Origin of the sequence: Celerinatantimonas diazotrophica, assembly GCF_004339545.1 — a bacterium.
GTDB lineage: Bacteria > Pseudomonadota > Gammaproteobacteria > Enterobacterales > Celerinatantimonadaceae > Celerinatantimonas > Celerinatantimonas diazotrophica.
Map to the genome: position 1 here is coordinate 598,812 of NZ_SMGD01000011.1, position 16,520 is coordinate 615,331.

Here is a 16,520-nt window from a genome sequence, read left to right on the forward strand (position 1 = left end):
TCAAGCTTTGTTCTGAATCAATTCAATCGCCTGAGCGAGCACATTTTTGCCATTTTGCATCCCGTAATCACTCATACCGATCACGTCGACTGGAACACCAAAAGGTTGCGCTCGTTGGGTTAGGTCATCCTTGAGATATTTCACCTGAGGACCAATTAAAACCACTTGATACTGACCAACCTGTTGCTCAAACTCGCTGACGCTATATGCATCGATTTGCACATCAATCTCTTGCTCTTCAGCAGCTGTACGCATTTTGGTCACCAATAAACTGGTTGACATACCCGCAGAGCAACACAACATAATTTGATACATCTTCATCTCCCAAAATAGAATCTCCAGATCAAAATAGAACCAAAGGAAACATTTGGAAACCGGTTTCCAAATGTTTCCTTTGGTTCTGTGTATCGGATCACGAGATCTAATTAAGAAACGTCAATAAATGTGATGGTTAGCGAATAAATCACGAAGGCCACAATATATCCGGCTCACAACCGTTATTATGGAAAACGGGAAAATGACAAGTCTTTCGGTGGTTAAATATACGTGATGAATGAAGCCTGGCTGCAATTGTTTGCCAACGCAGTTGAAGAATATATTACCCCTATAGCTAAAGTGCTTTCTCAGAGTAAACATATCACTGCAATGCGAGATAGCTTTCAGTTAGCGATGCCATTTATTATTGTGGGAAGCTTATTTATCCCTTTTTTATATCCCCCGGTTACCGCTGATTCAACGAGTGGTTGGATGCATGTTTGGTATCAGTTTTCCCAAAATTACCACTCATTATTGTTACCGCCTTACCAGATCACATTTGGGGTGATTAGCTTAGCTATTGCCTTTGGTGCTTCAGCGAGTTTAGCCAAACAGTATCAGCTACCTCAGCGTCTGTGCGGACTCACCAGTTGCACCGCTTTTTTACTGCTAATTGGTCTTTTGCGGGATCAATCCCAGGCCTACCAATATCTGGGAACAGCAGGAATGTTTACCGCGCTATTTGCCAGCTTTTATAGTGTTGAAATGATTCGCCTGTGCCAACGGTTAGGCTGGGTCATCAAGCTCCCTGAAGAAGTCCCTCAAATTACCCAACGCGGTTTTGCACTGATCATCCCACTATTAATGATTATGATTTCGCTGACGATATTTAGTGAATTGATTTACCAATATACAGGCGCAACATTTCCGAAGCTGGTTGAGCAGGTTTTTCAGCCGTTAGTTGTGGCATCTGATTCACTCCCTGCCATTATTGTCTCACTGCTGGTCTGTAGTTTATTGTGGTTTATCGGCATTCATGGCTCTATTTTGGTCAGTAGTATTATGACGCCATTTTGGATGACAAATTTGACGGCCAACCAATTAGCACTGGCTGCTGGGAAAGTCCCAACCCATACATTTGTACAAGCATTCTGGGATTATTATCTACTCATTGGCGGGGTCGGTTCCACGCTACCGCTAATATTTATGGCGATGCGCAGTCGCTCTCGTCAACTCCGCTCAGTAGGAAAATTAGGGGTTGTTCCCTCTTTATTTAACATTAATGAACCCATTCTGTTCGGCTTTCCCATCATTATGAACCCGCTATTTTTTCTTCCCTTTATGTTAGTTCCAGTGATCAATGCATGTATAGCATGGTATCTCACTCAAATTAACTGGCTGAGCCGTTTTGTAGCCATGTTGCCATGGTCAACTCCAGGCCCTATTGGAGCATCTTGGGCCGCCAACGGCAGTTTGAACAACGCTTGTATGAGCCTTCTGGCAATTTGTCTATCTTGGATCATTTATCGTCCTTTCTTTAAAGCACACGAAAAGTTATTGCTTGAACAAGAACAAAAAAGAAGCATCTCACAGCATAATAGCGACAATTAATTCCCCACTCGCACAAAATCATATTGAAATCTCCACGCATTGTAAAAACCACAAGACAGGTATGGTAGAGCAGATAAATACTCTGCAAGGAGGGAAATCCATTGTCATCAATATTTTTAGGGGTATTTATATTAAATATTTTAATATCGGGAGCCAGATCAAAGACTTTACGCTCAAAAAAATCTATTTTCTTAAACAATTGACCAACATGTTATTAACTTTTCATGAGTAATCAGGTTTCATCGCTTTACATTACCGAATTTTCTTACTTTGACTTTAAGCTCGATGATCGGTTAGCAAAGCAATTGAAGAATAATATTGACAAAAAAGTTATCAATAAGTTTTTTTAACACGTTAAGCCCAACGAGCAACTGCTCGTATCTATCTATTTATTGAGTAAAGGAGAACAGCATGGCTTACGCAACAACCAATCCATATACAGCAGAGGTCGTTAAAACTTTTGCTGATGCAACTGACGAGCAAGTTCAACAGACTTTAGAAAACGGTCACAAAGCATTTTTATCTTGGAAGGAAACGCCTTATTCTACGCGTGGCGAAATTCTGCAAAAGGCAGCCGATCTCTTGCGCCAAAATTGTGATCACTACGCTCAGTTACTGACCTTAGAAATGGGTAAATTATTGAGCGAAGCAAAAGGTGAAGTCGAACTATCTGCTCAAATTATCGAATATTATGTGCAAAATGCCGAACGACTCTTAGCGCCACGCAACTTAGAAGTGACCGATCCAGCCGAAGGCAAAGCAATATTGGTCAATGATCCTTTAGGGATCATTCTGGCGATTGAACCTTGGAACTTCCCATTTTATCAAATCGCTCGTATTTTAGCGCCACAGCTCTCTGCCGGAAATGTGGTTATTCTAAAACACGCTTCTAATGTTCCCCAATGCGCAGCCGCGTTTGAGCAGCTAATGCGCGATGCAGGTCTGCCTGATGGGTGCTTTACCAATCTTTATGCTACCCGCAGTCAGATTGAAATGATCCTCAACAACAAACACGTCCAAGGTGTCGCGCTGACCGGTTCAGAAGCCGCAGGTGCTCAAGTTGCCGCAACCGCAGCCAAAGCCCTTAAAAAATCAACGATGGAACTAGGCGGGGCCGATGCGTTTGTCGTACTAAAAGATGCGGATATGGAAAAAACCGTGAAGTGGGCAGTCTTCGGCCGTCACTGGAACGGCGGGCAAGTTTGTGTCTCTTCAAAACGGATGATCATCGAAGCCGATGTTTACGATGAATTCATGCGGCAGTACCAAGAAGGGGTTGCTGCACTTAAAGCAGGCGACCCGATGGATAGCGAAACTACCCTCGCCCCACTGTCCTCGCAAGGTGCTGCGGATGATGTGAAAGAACAAATCCGTCAAGCAGTGAGCCACGGTGCTACAGCGATTGAAGTGGGTCCTAAAGTTCCCGAACAAGGCGCATTTGTACAACCAACGATTCTGACTAATGTCACCCCTGACAATCCAGCTTATTATTGGGAATTTTTCGGCCCAGTATCGATGATCCTCAAAGCCAAAGATGAAGCTGAAGCGATTGCTATCGCTAACGATTCACCATTTGGTTTAGGCGGTAGTGTCTTTACCCAGGATGAAGCACATGGGCTCGAAGTTGCCAAACAGATCTCAACTGGCATGGTCTTTGTGAACCATCCCACCATGGTGAAAGCCGACCTGCCATTTGGTGGCGTTCGTCGCTCCGGATATGGCCGTGAACTGCTTGATTTAGGGCTTAAAGAGTTCGTTAACCATAAACTAATTGATGTCGTTGATATTGACGCACCATTCTAGAGAGCCATTTCATCAATCTCTATCCTTTCTATGGCGGGCTAAATGCCCGCCTTTTTTATCTAAATGACACCCATTGAAAAACCCTCGATAACACATTGTATTAAAGAGCAATCAGCGTAAAATATGCCCCCGAAACGGAGAGGTGCCAGAGTGGCCGAATGGGACGGTCTCGAAAACCGTTGTGGGAGTAATCTCACCGAGGGTTCGAATCCCTCCCTCTCCGCCAACCACAACACTACAACCAATAGAAAAATCAATATCTTACGGCAGTGGGCCGACTCCCAAACTATTTTTAGGCACAAAAAAAACCGCTAAAAGCGGGTCTTTTAAGAATCTCAAAATAGAGAGGATTAATAAAATTTAAGCAGCCTTATTTTTTGCTTTACGACGCCCTTGTAACTCTTCATGAGTAGGGGCTGTGTGCTCAAATAATTTAGGTGACACTTTCAACAACAAATCTACAGCTTCACTCATACGACTAAAAACTGCAGTTGTTTCAAATTTTTTCTCTTGAGTAGTTTCTTTTTGCATAAATCGTCCTCCTCTACCCATTTACTACATCTAGGCAAAATCAACAACGATAATCCGTTATCTGCATCAATATCAAAAAATGGGGAAAACATTCCCACAAAAGAACTAACTACTTGTTTCTTTTTATTCTTTGAACAATAAAGTTATAAATCACAATAGAGGTTACAATCAGGGTGACAATATCGCCAGCCTGAAAATGGAACTGGCCATGAATGAGTTGATCAAAAGAGGCCGATAACAATGACTTTGCAAAGCCACTGTTTTGCACACTCTTAGATAAGGCAATCCCAGAGGATACATTTGAAGCAGTCTGGCTCAATTGGCTTGTGTGTCTTGCCATTGTCTTAAACTCCGTTTATCTGAGTTACAACGTTGAAGTGCCGCACGTAAATCAATCCAGTAATGCACTAAATCATAATTCACGGCAGGGATTGTTAGTTTCTTAGGTTCATCGGTGGGCTGGATATATTCCTGCGGCAGCAAAATTTTATCGTGCTGAATTCTGACTATTATCTTTTGAACGGGAAGAGCCGAGCAAGCGGATAACAGCATCGGGAACACGAGCAATAGACCACGATTTAACTTTGTCATTTGTTTTTCTCAGTCCTTCAAGTTTGTCCGAAAGCTCAGCTAATTGAGTACGCTGCAGAGCCAGTTCATTGTTCCTCTGGAGCAATATCTGTTCGCGGCGTTTAATTTCTTGTTTAAGGGCGTGGTTATCAGCTTCTGAGGACGATAACGACTCGGCCAGCTCATTGTGGTTCGTCGTGAGTGTTTGAATATCCTTGTGGGCCGAGGTCAGGTCGGAATGTAATCCACCGATGCGCCATTGCTGAAAGCCAACAAATAGCGCCAGACCCAAGCAGGCCCAGATAGCAAGTTTACTCACGGGATATATCCTCATAAATCTGACGGATTTAGGCGCGTAATTGAGTGTTTCAGTGGGGTCTTTCATCACATCAGGCAGACACGCCATAATGGGTTGATACCAGGATGGGTTACCGCAAGCCTTTTGCGCCTTCAATATCCATCCACAGCCCACGTTGTAGCAGGCCAATGCAAGGTTATAACGGTCTATTTCAGGTCGTGGCCAGCGCCAAACATAACGCAACTTAGCCATGTAATAGGCACCGGCAGGAATAGCCAAGCGCACATCCGTAGGCTCGCCATGAAACCCCAACGCTTTGGCCGTTTCATCCCAGGTCTGCGGCATAAATTGCGCAATCCCTCTCGCCCCCACTGTGCTTTGAGCATCGGGATTCAACGAGGATTCCTGGATTAATTGTGCTTTATAGAGCAGCCAAGGCTCATAAGGAATATAATGACGGGCGGCTTTTTTAATGCGCCAGTCGTAAACTTTACGCCATGCCGATTGCGAAGGCGATGAACACAGCAAGGCAGCGCAGGCCAAAATACAGACCCATAGCGATCTGGTGGTATTTATCATCAACACGTTTCGACCATTGGTAAAAAGTCAGGTGGCTACTGCGGTCAAAAAATCGCAACGTAAACCACGCCAATAACACCACAGTGCAGGAACGAACGAGACTCACCACGAAACTTACAAATGATGTAAAGATAGGGATTTGATGAAAAAGCCAAACAAAGACGATAATGACTACAATACCGATACCAATTCCAAACCAAACCAGCTTTTCTATCGAGCCAAAGAACTTGGCCCACTTCGATAACAATTTCATAGGTTCACCAAATTTCAGATATAAAAAAGCCTGTAAATCGAAATCTACAGGCTTTTGGTCGTACTCATCAGCAGGTTAGAGAAACAATGCGTTGAACGTTAACAAATTGCAATACACTAAAAACAAAAAAGCAGCCTAAAAATAGCTGCCTTCAAAAATCCTCAGAATGAATCTTAACGTTTGGCCTTTACCATCACTTCTTGCTGTAATTTGATTTAAACATCAATAAGGCTAGCATACACTGCTTTTCATTCTTGATCTGAACTGTATCTAAAAAATCTAGATACTTTTTTAACTCCAGAAAAAGTCAAGTTTGCTTTGGACATTAAAACTCCTGAGATTTGACGGACATCCTGTATTGCTTACGAATATCACCACATACAATTTCAATATTCAGCAATGCATTCGTGGCAGTTTGTTTGAGTCCCTCAATAACATGACTCACACTGTCCTGATAATCACGACTATATGCAGGGGCACTTATTCCTATACTGCGAGCAATTTCTGAGTCAGAGATAATGAACTGAGTGTCATTAATTTCTCGACGACATTTGAGAATGATAACATCCACCAGCAGAGAAATGCGTCTAACTTACTTTAGACTGTTACTCCAATCTGGATGCAGTGTTAACAAACTACGATAAACAAATTGAGAGGCTCGCTCCAGGTATTTGCCCTGAGCATCATCGGGCGCAAACATAACCATGCCAATATCAAGCTGGCTTTTAGGTAATGCTAAAACAGCGTGCTTAACTTTCGCTAACTCGCCTTGCATCACATCCCAGGTAACACCCGAACTGCCATCACCAGAGCGAGAACGAATCGAACAAAAAGTATCATGCCAGGCATCGATAGGATTATTCAACATTTATTTTTCCAAGGAATAATAAATGCATAATATAGAATGGGTTGGAACGTTCAATCCATTCTATAATTCCCCATAAGTAACGTTCTAAAACTAATTCTATATTTTAATCTGATTTTTAATCGGAACTTGATTTCGTATAATAGTCTCGATTGTAGAGTAGAGATCTACATCGGATGAAGGTGTTTCAATAGAAATGATTAGGGAGTATCGAGCTTCCTTGTTATATCTTTCTAATTTTTTGCGAGTCCGCCACCATCCCATAGCAGGATACACAGCTAACAATCCCCTTTCGGCCAAATCAGCTGCTGTTCCATGCCACTCATCTTTATGAATTGATCCTTTGTTACGAAAATCACCGATTAACCAATTTGGATCTGACGGGGAACTAGGCGAACCTTCCTCTTCATCTCGAGCAGCCCGACTCAACCGTTTAACAAATTGTTCAGGAGACTCTGTCGGACGTTTCACATCAAATCGTAATTGGTGACTAGGATATCTATATTTATTTGAAATATTCCGACTTGATGGATTCGGTTCAATAAAATACGACAATGTAACAGTCATTGTTACCGGTGTTTCACCAAGATCAAGTAATTGCTCTTTAGGCCAAGGAATATCATGAATATGCATATCCCGCGTAGATGGTTCACTTTTCCCCTTCAATTTTTCAAAAGGCTGTAATGAGTCCTCTATAATTATAGATAGTGAATTATTAACACTCCATAGAGCTTTTGTTAAATCAGGGACACCATATCCAACGCAACGGAGTAGATGTTGAACATTTTGCCGTTCTGTCTTACCTGGATTACGAAATTGACGAATCATGGCTTTTGTCCAACTTGCAGAATGTACCATAATTCCTCTAACTGATTCAGGCCACAAATTCGGATAAGCAGACCAAATTTCTGATGCAAATTTAGCGGCTAGAGCCGTTGCTGCACTAGTAGCATTAAATGTAGAAAACATCCTAACTAGAGGCTTAAAGTGAATACTTAAAAGGAGTAAACTATCCATTGAACAAGCTGAATACTGATCAACGCCCATATTTCCACCTTCAAATACGACTTCCGGTTTAAGCGGCATCGACCGCTTCCATATAACTGATGTTGTCGCAAATGGGCTTAATCCACCATTAGGAGCTAAAGGGGAATAATTCTCGGCACCAGAATCTGTTATCTCAATTTTATCTGTAAAAGCACCTACCGTTATAGCATTCCATGACTGACCAGGATCTTGGATATCCTGGAGTTCATTATATTGTGGATAACTATTAGCTATATTGCTTAAATCATTCCCTGTATTACCAGCACAAACTAAAAACAATCTTGGATATAAATTATCCCCCATATAGTCAACAGCTAACGAGTCAATTTCGGATGACCAAGCAGATGGTGTCCCTCTATCCATTGATTCTTCCGCTGATAGTGCCATCGTGTATATTCTCTTTCTATCAGCATGAGAAATTTCAGATAAAGAAATACCAGAAGCAGTTATATTCCCAAGATGTTTACCTTGATTATCACCAGGGTGACGAAGAAGTTTTATAGACTCAACTTTATGATTAATACTCATCATTGTTGAAGAACTAAGGGAATCTGTTAAATCGCCCCAAATGGCAAGACCAGCCATGGATGTTCCATGCCCTTCTTCATCATCTTCAGACCAGTTATCATCAACAACGAATAAGTCTTTCGAACTAATACATTTGGCTAACAATGGATGCCCAATATTTATTCCCGTATCAAGGATTGAAATATATGGTGTATTTTTTCGTGAATTAAAATTATATTGAGCTCTATTAAGTAGATCCTTTACCCATTCTCTTTCTTCTTCGATATCTAATGATGAAAAAAATTCTGCTGTCGTTTTTGCCTTTCTTATTTCAGATATTTTACTTAGTAATGCAACTGAACTAGTCAATTTTTTAAGTGATGTATGAACCAATAAAACAGTTCGCTCAGGGAATTCCAATATATTATCAGATGATTCTATATGATTAAGTAGGCATAAACGTTTAAAATCATCAATATTACCAACTCTATCATTCAACACTGGTATCCATATTTCAAACCATTCAACATTTGTATTTAATTTCGGATATAACTCTCTATTATCTGTCCACAAGTTCTTAATTACAGTCTTTCTAATATTCTCAATGTTATTTAAAAGAGCTGCATTCTTGGGTCCTAGTTTCCCATCATTATTGGGATCTAAATATTGCTTTATCTTATTTTCTAAAATAGGAAATTTACCAATTGGGACAGATATATTTGCAATCGATACATCTTTATCAGAAGTAATACTTAAAAGTTCAATACCACTTCGAACATCAGCTAATCTTTCAAAAAGAATTTCTATTCCTGGAAAACTTTCAAATGATACTTGGACACCAATAGGGCAGTTTAAATCAATATCATCTAAATCATCTTCAATCTTACTTTCAAAACTTTTTACTTGTTCTAGCTGTCTAAGAAGCATCTTTCCATGATATATTCTATCAGCTGATTTAACTTTATCATTAGATATTACTTTTCGAGGATATATATATTTTTCGATTCTGCCATTTTTCCCTAATAAAAAATGTCTTTTTCTATCCATCATTGAGAGTCCATCAACTTAAATTTAACATAGGCTTTTCCTCATGTTTTTTCTTTCTAATATTGCATTTTTAACTGATGTTAATGTGATGCGGTTCGAATCATGTATTATCATTTCTTTTATAGCTTCTTCCGCTGCACGAGTAATCTCTGCATTACTTAACTCTTTTGCAATATCTGGCAATTTTCTCCATGGGAAACTTTTTGCAACATAAGGTTTTAGCCTGTCCTTAAATAAGGTAATTATTTCGTCATCTTCAGGCAGTTCATATCTAATTACATCATCAAATCTTCTAAATAGAGCACTATCTAATATTTCAATATGATTCGTAGCACAAATGATTAAGCTATTTGAATTATCTTGCTCTATCATTTGTAGAAAACTATTTAATATTCTGCGAGCCTCACCAACATCATTAGCTGAATCTCTCTGAGATCCCAATGCATCAAACTCATCAAAGAAATAAACACCACGCACATCGCTAATCGCATCAAATACTTGGCGCAATTTAGCCGATGACTCTCCCATGAATTTAGTAATCACAGCATCAAGACGTACTTGAAATAATGGATAATTCAACTCTCCAGCTAAAATTGAAGCCGTGAATGTTTTCCCCGTACCAGGGGGACCTACAAGAAGAATTTTCCGCCGAGGAGACAGTCCATGAGTTTTTAACACTGTCATAAATCTCTGCTCTCTGATTAACCGTTCGAGACGATTTTTCAACTCATTTTTTACGACTAAATCAGTTAGTTTATTTTTAGGTTGAGAAGCAAAGAGTAATCCATTTGAATCCTTAACACCCTTAGCAATGGAAATAGGATGAGTATTTTCTAAATGAATTTTATTTTTCTTCGCCATTGTAACAATATCACGAAGTTCTTGAGCTAACTTACCATGCCCATTACGAGCTTCGTGAGCCGCTACTTGCAAAGCAACAGACATAAATCTCCCATCATCCTTCTCAAGATGCGATTGGAAAAGTGCTTTTAATTGCTCAGAACTAGCCATGTGAGTCTTCTTTCAGTAGCATATCAGTACAACGGTATCGCTTGTAGTTTGACACAGCATCAAAAAAACATCCAATAGATGTTTGATAAATGTTAGGCCGATTGTATTTGTTTTTCACACATAATTATTGTGTATCACACAGTAACTTTTTGTTACCTATTATGATATAAATCTAGTTATGTTCATTTTTATCATTCATGCTAATTAAAGATTCCCAACTCACACGCTGTACTCAACGTTCTAAACACATACTCAATCTGGGATGAATGTTGTTTCTCCCATGCCTGCCACCCAATCTGATGCAAGTTCATATGTTCGCCATTGCTTAATGGGAATGTAAATAAATCATGAGTCTTTGTCCCCATAGCGCTTACACCATGCCCAATAAGGTGATGCGCTTCAACGCCTTCAGATTTACCTGTAATCACACAGGCTAACGAACGAACAAACTGCAGGTACTTTTCACTTTGAAAACGCTGTGCTTTAGGCTTCACCATAAACATAGCTGGTGGCTCTGGCTCAACAGTTAAGTTGATAGGTTTTACATGGCGAGCAAGAATATCTGCAGGCATAGGAACCATCTGATTATGAATCGATGGCATAGGGACTTGATTAAACTCAGCCACCAGCCTCTCAGAAAGCAAATCAGCAACATGATTGATAACAACCCAACTTACAACATGATCGATGTCTATCTGTTTACTGTGCCGATGGCTTGCGATGGTCTGTAGCCCAAAACGAAGTAACCAATTTACATTCGATAATCGATCATCTAAATCATGGTGCCAACATTGTGGCGAGCAATACGGATAATCGCCATGTATTACAACACTTCCCACACAGCCACCCTCTTGCTCGAATTCACAAAATTGGCGTAACAACCATTTACGAAAATCACCTAACAAATGTAAGACCCGAGGATTAGCAAAAAATCGGTCAATTCCTTTTGATATTTATGCCACCAGGGAGCAGTCTGCTGAGCAAAGCTCACTCCTTCAGATTGATGATTATGCGCAGGACTCAGACAGACCCGACTTAATTCGATTGGATCGATATGGCTCCAATAATCTTGTAAAGGAATGATTAAGGCTTTTAGTTCAGGCTTAACAATGGCATGTGTTGTTAATTTCAATTCCATTTCTCCGATATAAATCGAATAAAAACAATATTGCGTGAAATGGAACGAGCAACCAACTCATGGCTTCAAATAAGGATTGGGCAAGAATGATTTAGCCAGAACATGACTAAATCAAAGATGGACAAAAATCATCTGAGACCTAGATTGAGTTCAGCATATTTCTGATGAAAAAATATATGGGAAAGTCTTAATTAGTGGCCAATTTTATTCAGCCACTACAGTTAACAAAAAAGTGAAGGTGCTTCGTAACCGATAGAAGCCAGTTTTACTCAACGCTATCTTTGGTCTTTGTAAAATTTAGTTTCAAAACGCTCGCCACACCGCACTAAATCACAGCACAACGACCGAGTAACTGAAAGTAGATTAAAAAAGCAGCAAGTCACAAGGCTTGCTGCTTGAGCGATAGAATAATTAGTAAATATAACGATTCACCAGATTTTCTAGATATTCCTGCTGTCCTGATTCTGGCTGCGGATCAATATCGTTATTTAACGCATATTCAGCCAGTTCAGCTAACGAACTATTCGAGCCCAAAATTTTCTGGCCCAGTTGAGAATTCCACCCCACATAGCGTTTTTCAACACATTGACTCAATTCTTGCTGTTCTAACAAATCAGCTGCTTTTAAAAGTGCCAATGCCATGGTATCCATTCCACCAATATGTCCATAGAACAAATCTTCAGGAGCAATGGAAGGTCTGCGGACTTTTGCATCAAAGTTCAAGCCACCCGTTGTAAAACCACCACCTTTAAGCAGTTCATAAAGCATCAGGGTATTTTCTTCAACACTATTTGGGAACTGGTCGGTATCCCAGCCTGACTGTGGGTCGCCCCGGTTTGCATCAATCGATCCCATAATGCCCAATGCATTGGCAGTGGCCACTTCATGTTGGAATGAGTGACCCGCCAAAGTTGCATGGTTCGCCTCAATATTCACTTTGATTTCATTTTCCAAACCAAACTGTTTTAAAAAGCCATAAACAGTTGCGACATCATAATCATATTGGTGTTTGGTGGGTTCTTGAGGTTTGGGTTCAATTAAGATAGTTCCTTTAAATCCGATTTTATGTTTATGTTCAACCACCATTTGCATCAAGCGACCAAGCTGCTGACGTTCTTTTTTAAGGTCGGTATTCAGTAAGGTTTCATAACCTTCTCGTCCACCCCATAAAACATAGTTTTGCCCCCCTAATTCTTGGGTAGCATTCATTGCATTAAAAATCTGCATTGCAGCATAAGCAAAAACTTGTGGATCAGGGTTTGACGCAGCGCCATGCATAAAGCGCCGATTCGTAAAGACGTTCGCAGTCCCCCACAACAATTTCACCCCGGTTTGCTGTTGCTTAGCCGCTAAAGTTTCAACCATCTGATGGAAATTATGATCAAATTCTTTGATATTGGCACCTTGTGGAGCAACATCTACATCATGGAAACAATAGAATGGGGCACCGAGTTTTTGGAAAAACTCAAATGCAACATCCGCCTTAAGCTGTGCTAGCTCAAGCTCATTACCGGGTTGTTGCCAAGGACGATCAAATGATGGCGCACCAAACATATCGGTACCTGGCCAAGCAAATGTATGCCAATAACACACGGCAAAGCGCAGATGGTCACGCATCGATTTGCCTAATACTTCACGTTCTGGCTGATAGTAACGAAATGCCAACGGATTACGGCTGTCAGCACCTTCATATTTAATTGCTTCAATATTTTTAAAAAAATCACTCATCTGAATTACCTCTTAACACTTGATTGATCCATTGTGAAAAAAACGGTTATGTCCAACAATGACGATATTTGATAACCCCATTGCGATATTTAGTCTTCGCGCGCACCATCACAATTTACGTAAAAAATAGTTTGCTTAATGTGCAACTGGATGGTGCTGCTCGGATGTCCCCGGGGTGGTTTTTTTCTCTTTGCGCTGCCAGAGCGCTTCAAGCTGTTCAAGTGAACGGCCTTTGGTTTCTGGAACGAATCGATAAACAAAGTACACGGTGACAAACCCTAAAATGCCATAGAGCCAGAATGGGAATCCCCCATTAAACTGCTGGTATATCCAACTCGATTTAGCGTTCATCATCGGGAAGGTTTGAGAGACTAAGAAGTTAGCAACCCACTGCGCTAATACCGCAATCGATAGGGCTTTGGAACGCACGTTATTGGGAAATATTTCTGAAAGTAAAACCCAAGTCACTGGCCCCAGTGATAAAGCAAAAGCAGCAATATAAGCTAAAACAAAAATGAGCAAATATCCCCCAATGGCATGGAGGTAGGCAGCCGTACCAATGACGATAATACTGACCGACATAATCGCCGCGCCAATCATCATTAGTGGACGACGACCAAATTTATCAACCGTAAGAATAGCCAGTACCGTGAAACTTAAATTAACAACGCCCACTAAGACCGTCTGCAGCAAGGCAATATCAATCGATGAATTACTAAAACCTTTTAAAATCGTCGGAGCATAATATAAAAAGACATTAATCCCGGTGACCTGCTGAAAGACACTGAGTAAGATCCCAATCACGAGTAACCCAGTCAGCCCCTGCTCTTTAATACTCACCGATTTATGGTGTAAAGAAGCTTTAATATCATCCCATAAAGGCTCAATTGAAAGCGTTGGATTTAATCCTTTTAGGAGCTGACGAGCCTGATCGTCACGCCCTTGCATCGCTAGCCAACGAGGAGTTTCAGGGACACTAAACAACAGGATTAAAAACAATACAGCCGGGATCGTTTCTGAACCAAACATATAGCGCCAGCCGATCTGATTAAGCCAGCTTTCTGGCCCCATCAGGGCTATGCCGTAGTTAACGAAATAAACCACCAGCATCCCAAAAATAATGGCAAACTGGTTACAGGCAACTAAGCCTCCACGTTTTTCAGCTGGGGATATTTCAGCAATGTACATTGGCGAGACCATCGAAGCGATCCCAACGCCAACCCCGCCGATAATCCGATAGATAATAAACACCACCTCACTACCAGCTATCGCCGAACCAATGGCTGAAATTAAAAATAACACCGCCGCTATAATTAGCGCCCCTCGACGCCCATAACGACTACTTAAAAATCCGGCAACGGCCGCCCCGACTACACAACCAATGAGAGCGGAGGCAGCAGCAAATCCAAGCTGCGCCGGAGACAGTGAAAAATAGACTTGTAATGCCTGCGTTGCGCCAGAAATCACTGCGGTGTCATATCCGAATAACAAACCGCCAAGCGCCACAACCAGGGTCAACCTAAGCACGTTAATTTGTTTCATTTCATTCTCCATGAAATCATGATCCATTCCATCTTAGTCATGCCCCAGAGAATAAAAATTACGATAATCCACTTGCCTATTATGAGATTTCACAATTGTGACAAATGCCTAACATTGACTGCCAATTATTTCTTATTTAGATATAACCATTTGAAAATAAAACATAAAAAAAGGGCTGCAAAGCAGCCCAAAGGGGTCATAGAAATGACAAATTAGAATAGTTCTTTCACACAAGGATACAATGCTTTGAAAGTTTCCCGGCGCTGATGAAGCTGTTGGTGACGGCTCAGATCAGGGGTATAGGTTGCCAGCAACTCAGGTTTCGGACAACACGACTCAATCGAGCTATCGGGGTGACAGCCGAGCATCGCCAGACGCGCAGCCCCAAGGGCCGGACCGATATCGCCCCCAGAGCGATAAGTCAGCGGCAGATTTAAAACATCTGCGAGCAGCTGCCGCCAGTAGGCACTTTGGGCACCCCCGCCGATCAAGGTAATTTCATCGCTCTGATAACCACATTCATGCATGGCCTGAATGCCATCCGCCATCGCAAAAGAAACTCCCTCTAGTACGGCTTGGACCAGAGATAATCGATTGCTTTGATGTGTCAGTCCAAAAAAGACACCGGTTGCATTCGGATCATTATGTGGGGTCCGCTCACCACTTAAGTAAGGTAGAAAAATCACGTTATGTTGCACTGGCGCAGACTGCTCAAGTTCACTGAGCATGGTTGCCACATCAGCGTAGTTAGTAATTTTTGCAATCCAATCTAAACATGAAGCCGCACTTAAAATGACCGACATTAAATGCCAACGATCGGGTAACGCGTGACAAAAGCTGTGCAACGCAGCTTCCGGGTTACCATAAACGCCATCGGTAACGGCAAAATAGACCCCCGAGGTGCCAAGCGACAACATCGCCTGCCCCGGTTTAGTAATACCAACTCCCAACGCCCCCGCCGCGTTATCTCCGCCGCCCGCCACCACAGGAACGGTTTTCATGGCCCAAGCCTGAGCAATGTCGGGATTCAAAGTGCCTGTAATTTCCGGCCCTTCATAGAGCTTAGGCATCTGCTCGCGAGTTAACCCTGTTGCGGCTAACAAGGTATCATCCCAATCTCGGTTTTTTAAGTTTAACCACATCGTCCCGGCAGCATCAGACATATCGCTGGCAAATTGCCCGGTCATTTTATAACGCAGGTAATCTTTAGGCAGCAACACATGTTTCACCTGCTTAAAAAGCTCTGGTTCATGCTGGCGAACCCACAATAGTTTCGGTGCCGTAAAACCAGGCATCATTAAGTTGCCAGTGCGAATTCGACTATCAGGCACTTGTGCTTCGAGCTGACGACATTGCTCAGCGCTGCGACCATCATTCCATAAAATCGCTGGGCGCAACACTTCACCGGCGCTATCTAATAACGTTGCACCATGCATTTGTCCTGACAATCCAATGCCTTTCACATCGGCTAAGTCAACGTCATCACGCAAAGCTCGAACCGCCTGATCGGTAGCTTGCCACCACTGATGCGGGTCTTGTTCACTAAACAACGGATGTGGATTCTGAACACTCAACGAGGCACTTTTTTGTGCCAGCAACTGCCCCTCATCATCGATAACAATCACTTTTACAGCAGACGTCCCTAAATCAATCCCCAGATACATGGGTTACTCCTTTATATCTATGGTTATGACTTGATCGTGGACACTAAGCCGAGGGATAGCAATTACGATTT

17 protein-coding genes and 1 tRNA gene are annotated in these 16,520 nt (G+C 41.7%); 3 read left to right on the top strand and 15 right to left on the bottom strand.

What is annotated here, in order from left to right; all coding sequences use genetic code 11:
- On the bottom strand, nt 1–315 hold the full coding sequence (locus EV690_RS05775; RefSeq protein ID WP_131911954.1) for a PTS sugar transporter subunit IIB: 315 nt from the start codon (nt 313–315) through the stop codon (nt 1–3).
- A 234-nt stretch (nt 316–549) separates the two neighbouring features.
- On the opposite strand from EV690_RS05775, the gene EV690_RS05780 reads away from it, so the two are divergent.
- From EV690_RS05780 to EV690_RS05790, 3 genes are all read left to right on the top strand, one after another.
- On the top strand, nt 550–1,866 hold the full coding sequence (locus EV690_RS05780; RefSeq protein WP_131912160.1) for a PTS sugar transporter subunit IIC: 1,317 nt from the start codon (nt 550–552) through the stop codon (nt 1,864–1,866).
- A 411-nt stretch (nt 1,867–2,277) separates the two neighbouring features.
- The gene (locus tag EV690_RS05785) at nt 2,278–3,669 is read left to right on the top strand and encodes an NAD-dependent succinate-semialdehyde dehydrogenase (RefSeq protein ID WP_131911955.1); all 1,392 of its coding nucleotides are present in this window, start codon (nt 2,278–2,280) and stop codon (nt 3,667–3,669) included.
- 136 nt (nt 3,670–3,805) lie between these two features.
- A tRNA-Ser gene (locus tag EV690_RS05790) sits at nt 3,806–3,895 on the top strand.
- A 134-nt stretch (nt 3,896–4,029) separates the two neighbouring features.
- On the opposite strand, the gene EV690_RS18205 is transcribed toward EV690_RS05790, so the two are convergent.
- The 14 genes from EV690_RS18205 to xylB all read right to left on the bottom strand — a co-directional run bounded on the left by EV690_RS18205 (nt 4,030) and on the right by xylB (nt 16,449).
- Nucleotides 4,030–4,200, bottom strand: a complete 171-nt coding sequence (locus EV690_RS18205; RefSeq protein WP_165872671.1) for a hypothetical protein — start codon at nt 4,198–4,200, stop codon at nt 4,030–4,032.
- 109 nt (nt 4,201–4,309) lie between these two features.
- The gene (locus EV690_RS05795; RefSeq protein ID WP_131911956.1) at nt 4,310–4,540 is read right to left on the bottom strand and encodes a hypothetical protein; all 231 of its coding nucleotides are present in this window, start codon (nt 4,538–4,540) and stop codon (nt 4,310–4,312) included.
- The gene (gene lysC, locus EV690_RS18790; protein ID WP_449727714.1) at nt 4,516–4,791 is read right to left on the bottom strand and encodes an Rz1-like lysis system protein LysC; all 276 of its coding nucleotides are present in this window, start codon (nt 4,789–4,791) and stop codon (nt 4,516–4,518) included. Before lysC ends, EV690_RS05795 begins: the two co-directional genes overlap by 25 nt.
- Complete coding sequence (locus EV690_RS05800) at nt 4,688–5,611, bottom strand: transglycosylase SLT domain-containing protein (RefSeq protein WP_224054905.1); 924 nt, start codon at nt 5,609–5,611, stop codon at nt 4,688–4,690. Before EV690_RS05800 ends, lysC begins: the two co-directional genes overlap by 104 nt.
- Nucleotides 5,559–5,900 (bottom strand): hypothetical protein, encoded by a 342-nt coding sequence (locus EV690_RS18210; RefSeq protein ID WP_165872672.1) that lies wholly within the window; start codon nt 5,898–5,900, stop codon nt 5,559–5,561. The genes EV690_RS05800 and EV690_RS18210 overlap by 53 nt, the downstream gene beginning before the upstream one ends.
- A gap of 325 nt (nt 5,901–6,225) precedes the next feature.
- Nucleotides 6,226–6,471: a hypothetical protein gene (locus EV690_RS05805; RefSeq protein ID WP_131911958.1), complete on the bottom strand. Its 246-nt coding sequence runs from the start codon at nt 6,469–6,471 to the stop codon at nt 6,226–6,228.
- Nucleotides 6,472–6,492: 21 nt separating this feature from the next.
- A complete protein-coding gene (locus EV690_RS05810) occupies nt 6,493–6,768 on the bottom strand; it encodes a hypothetical protein (protein WP_131911959.1) in 276 nt (91 codons plus the stop codon).
- Nucleotides 6,769–6,864: 96 nt separating this feature from the next.
- The gene (locus EV690_RS05815) at nt 6,865–9,369 is read right to left on the bottom strand and encodes a S8 family peptidase (RefSeq protein ID WP_224054906.1); all 2,505 of its coding nucleotides are present in this window, start codon (nt 9,367–9,369) and stop codon (nt 6,865–6,867) included.
- A 21-nt stretch (nt 9,370–9,390) separates the two neighbouring features.
- A complete protein-coding gene (locus tag EV690_RS05820) occupies nt 9,391–10,377 on the bottom strand; it encodes an AAA family ATPase (RefSeq protein WP_131911960.1) in 987 nt (328 codons plus the stop codon).
- A 200-nt stretch (nt 10,378–10,577) separates the two neighbouring features.
- A complete protein-coding gene (locus EV690_RS05825) occupies nt 10,578–11,216 on the bottom strand; it encodes a DUF968 domain-containing protein (protein WP_165872673.1) in 639 nt (212 codons plus the stop codon).
- A gap of 59 nt (nt 11,217–11,275) precedes the next feature.
- Nucleotides 11,276–11,515, bottom strand: a complete 240-nt coding sequence (locus EV690_RS05830; RefSeq protein WP_131911962.1) for a hypothetical protein — start codon at nt 11,513–11,515, stop codon at nt 11,276–11,278.
- A 411-nt stretch (nt 11,516–11,926) separates the two neighbouring features.
- Nucleotides 11,927–13,243 carry a xylose isomerase gene (gene xylA, locus EV690_RS05835; protein WP_131911963.1) on the bottom strand — a complete coding sequence of 439 codons (1,317 nt, stop codon included), beginning with the start codon at nt 13,241–13,243 and terminating at the stop codon, nt 11,927–11,929.
- Nucleotides 13,244–13,378: 135 nt separating this feature from the next.
- The gene (locus EV690_RS05840; protein WP_396022803.1) at nt 13,379–14,797 is read right to left on the bottom strand and encodes a sugar porter family MFS transporter; all 1,419 of its coding nucleotides are present in this window, start codon (nt 14,795–14,797) and stop codon (nt 13,379–13,381) included.
- Nucleotides 14,798–14,997: 200 nt separating this feature from the next.
- Nucleotides 14,998–16,449, bottom strand: coding sequence for a xylulokinase (xylB, locus tag EV690_RS05845; RefSeq protein ID WP_131911965.1), 1,452 nt, complete (start codon nt 16,447–16,449; stop codon nt 14,998–15,000).
- Nucleotides 16,450–16,520: the final 71 nt, after the last annotated feature.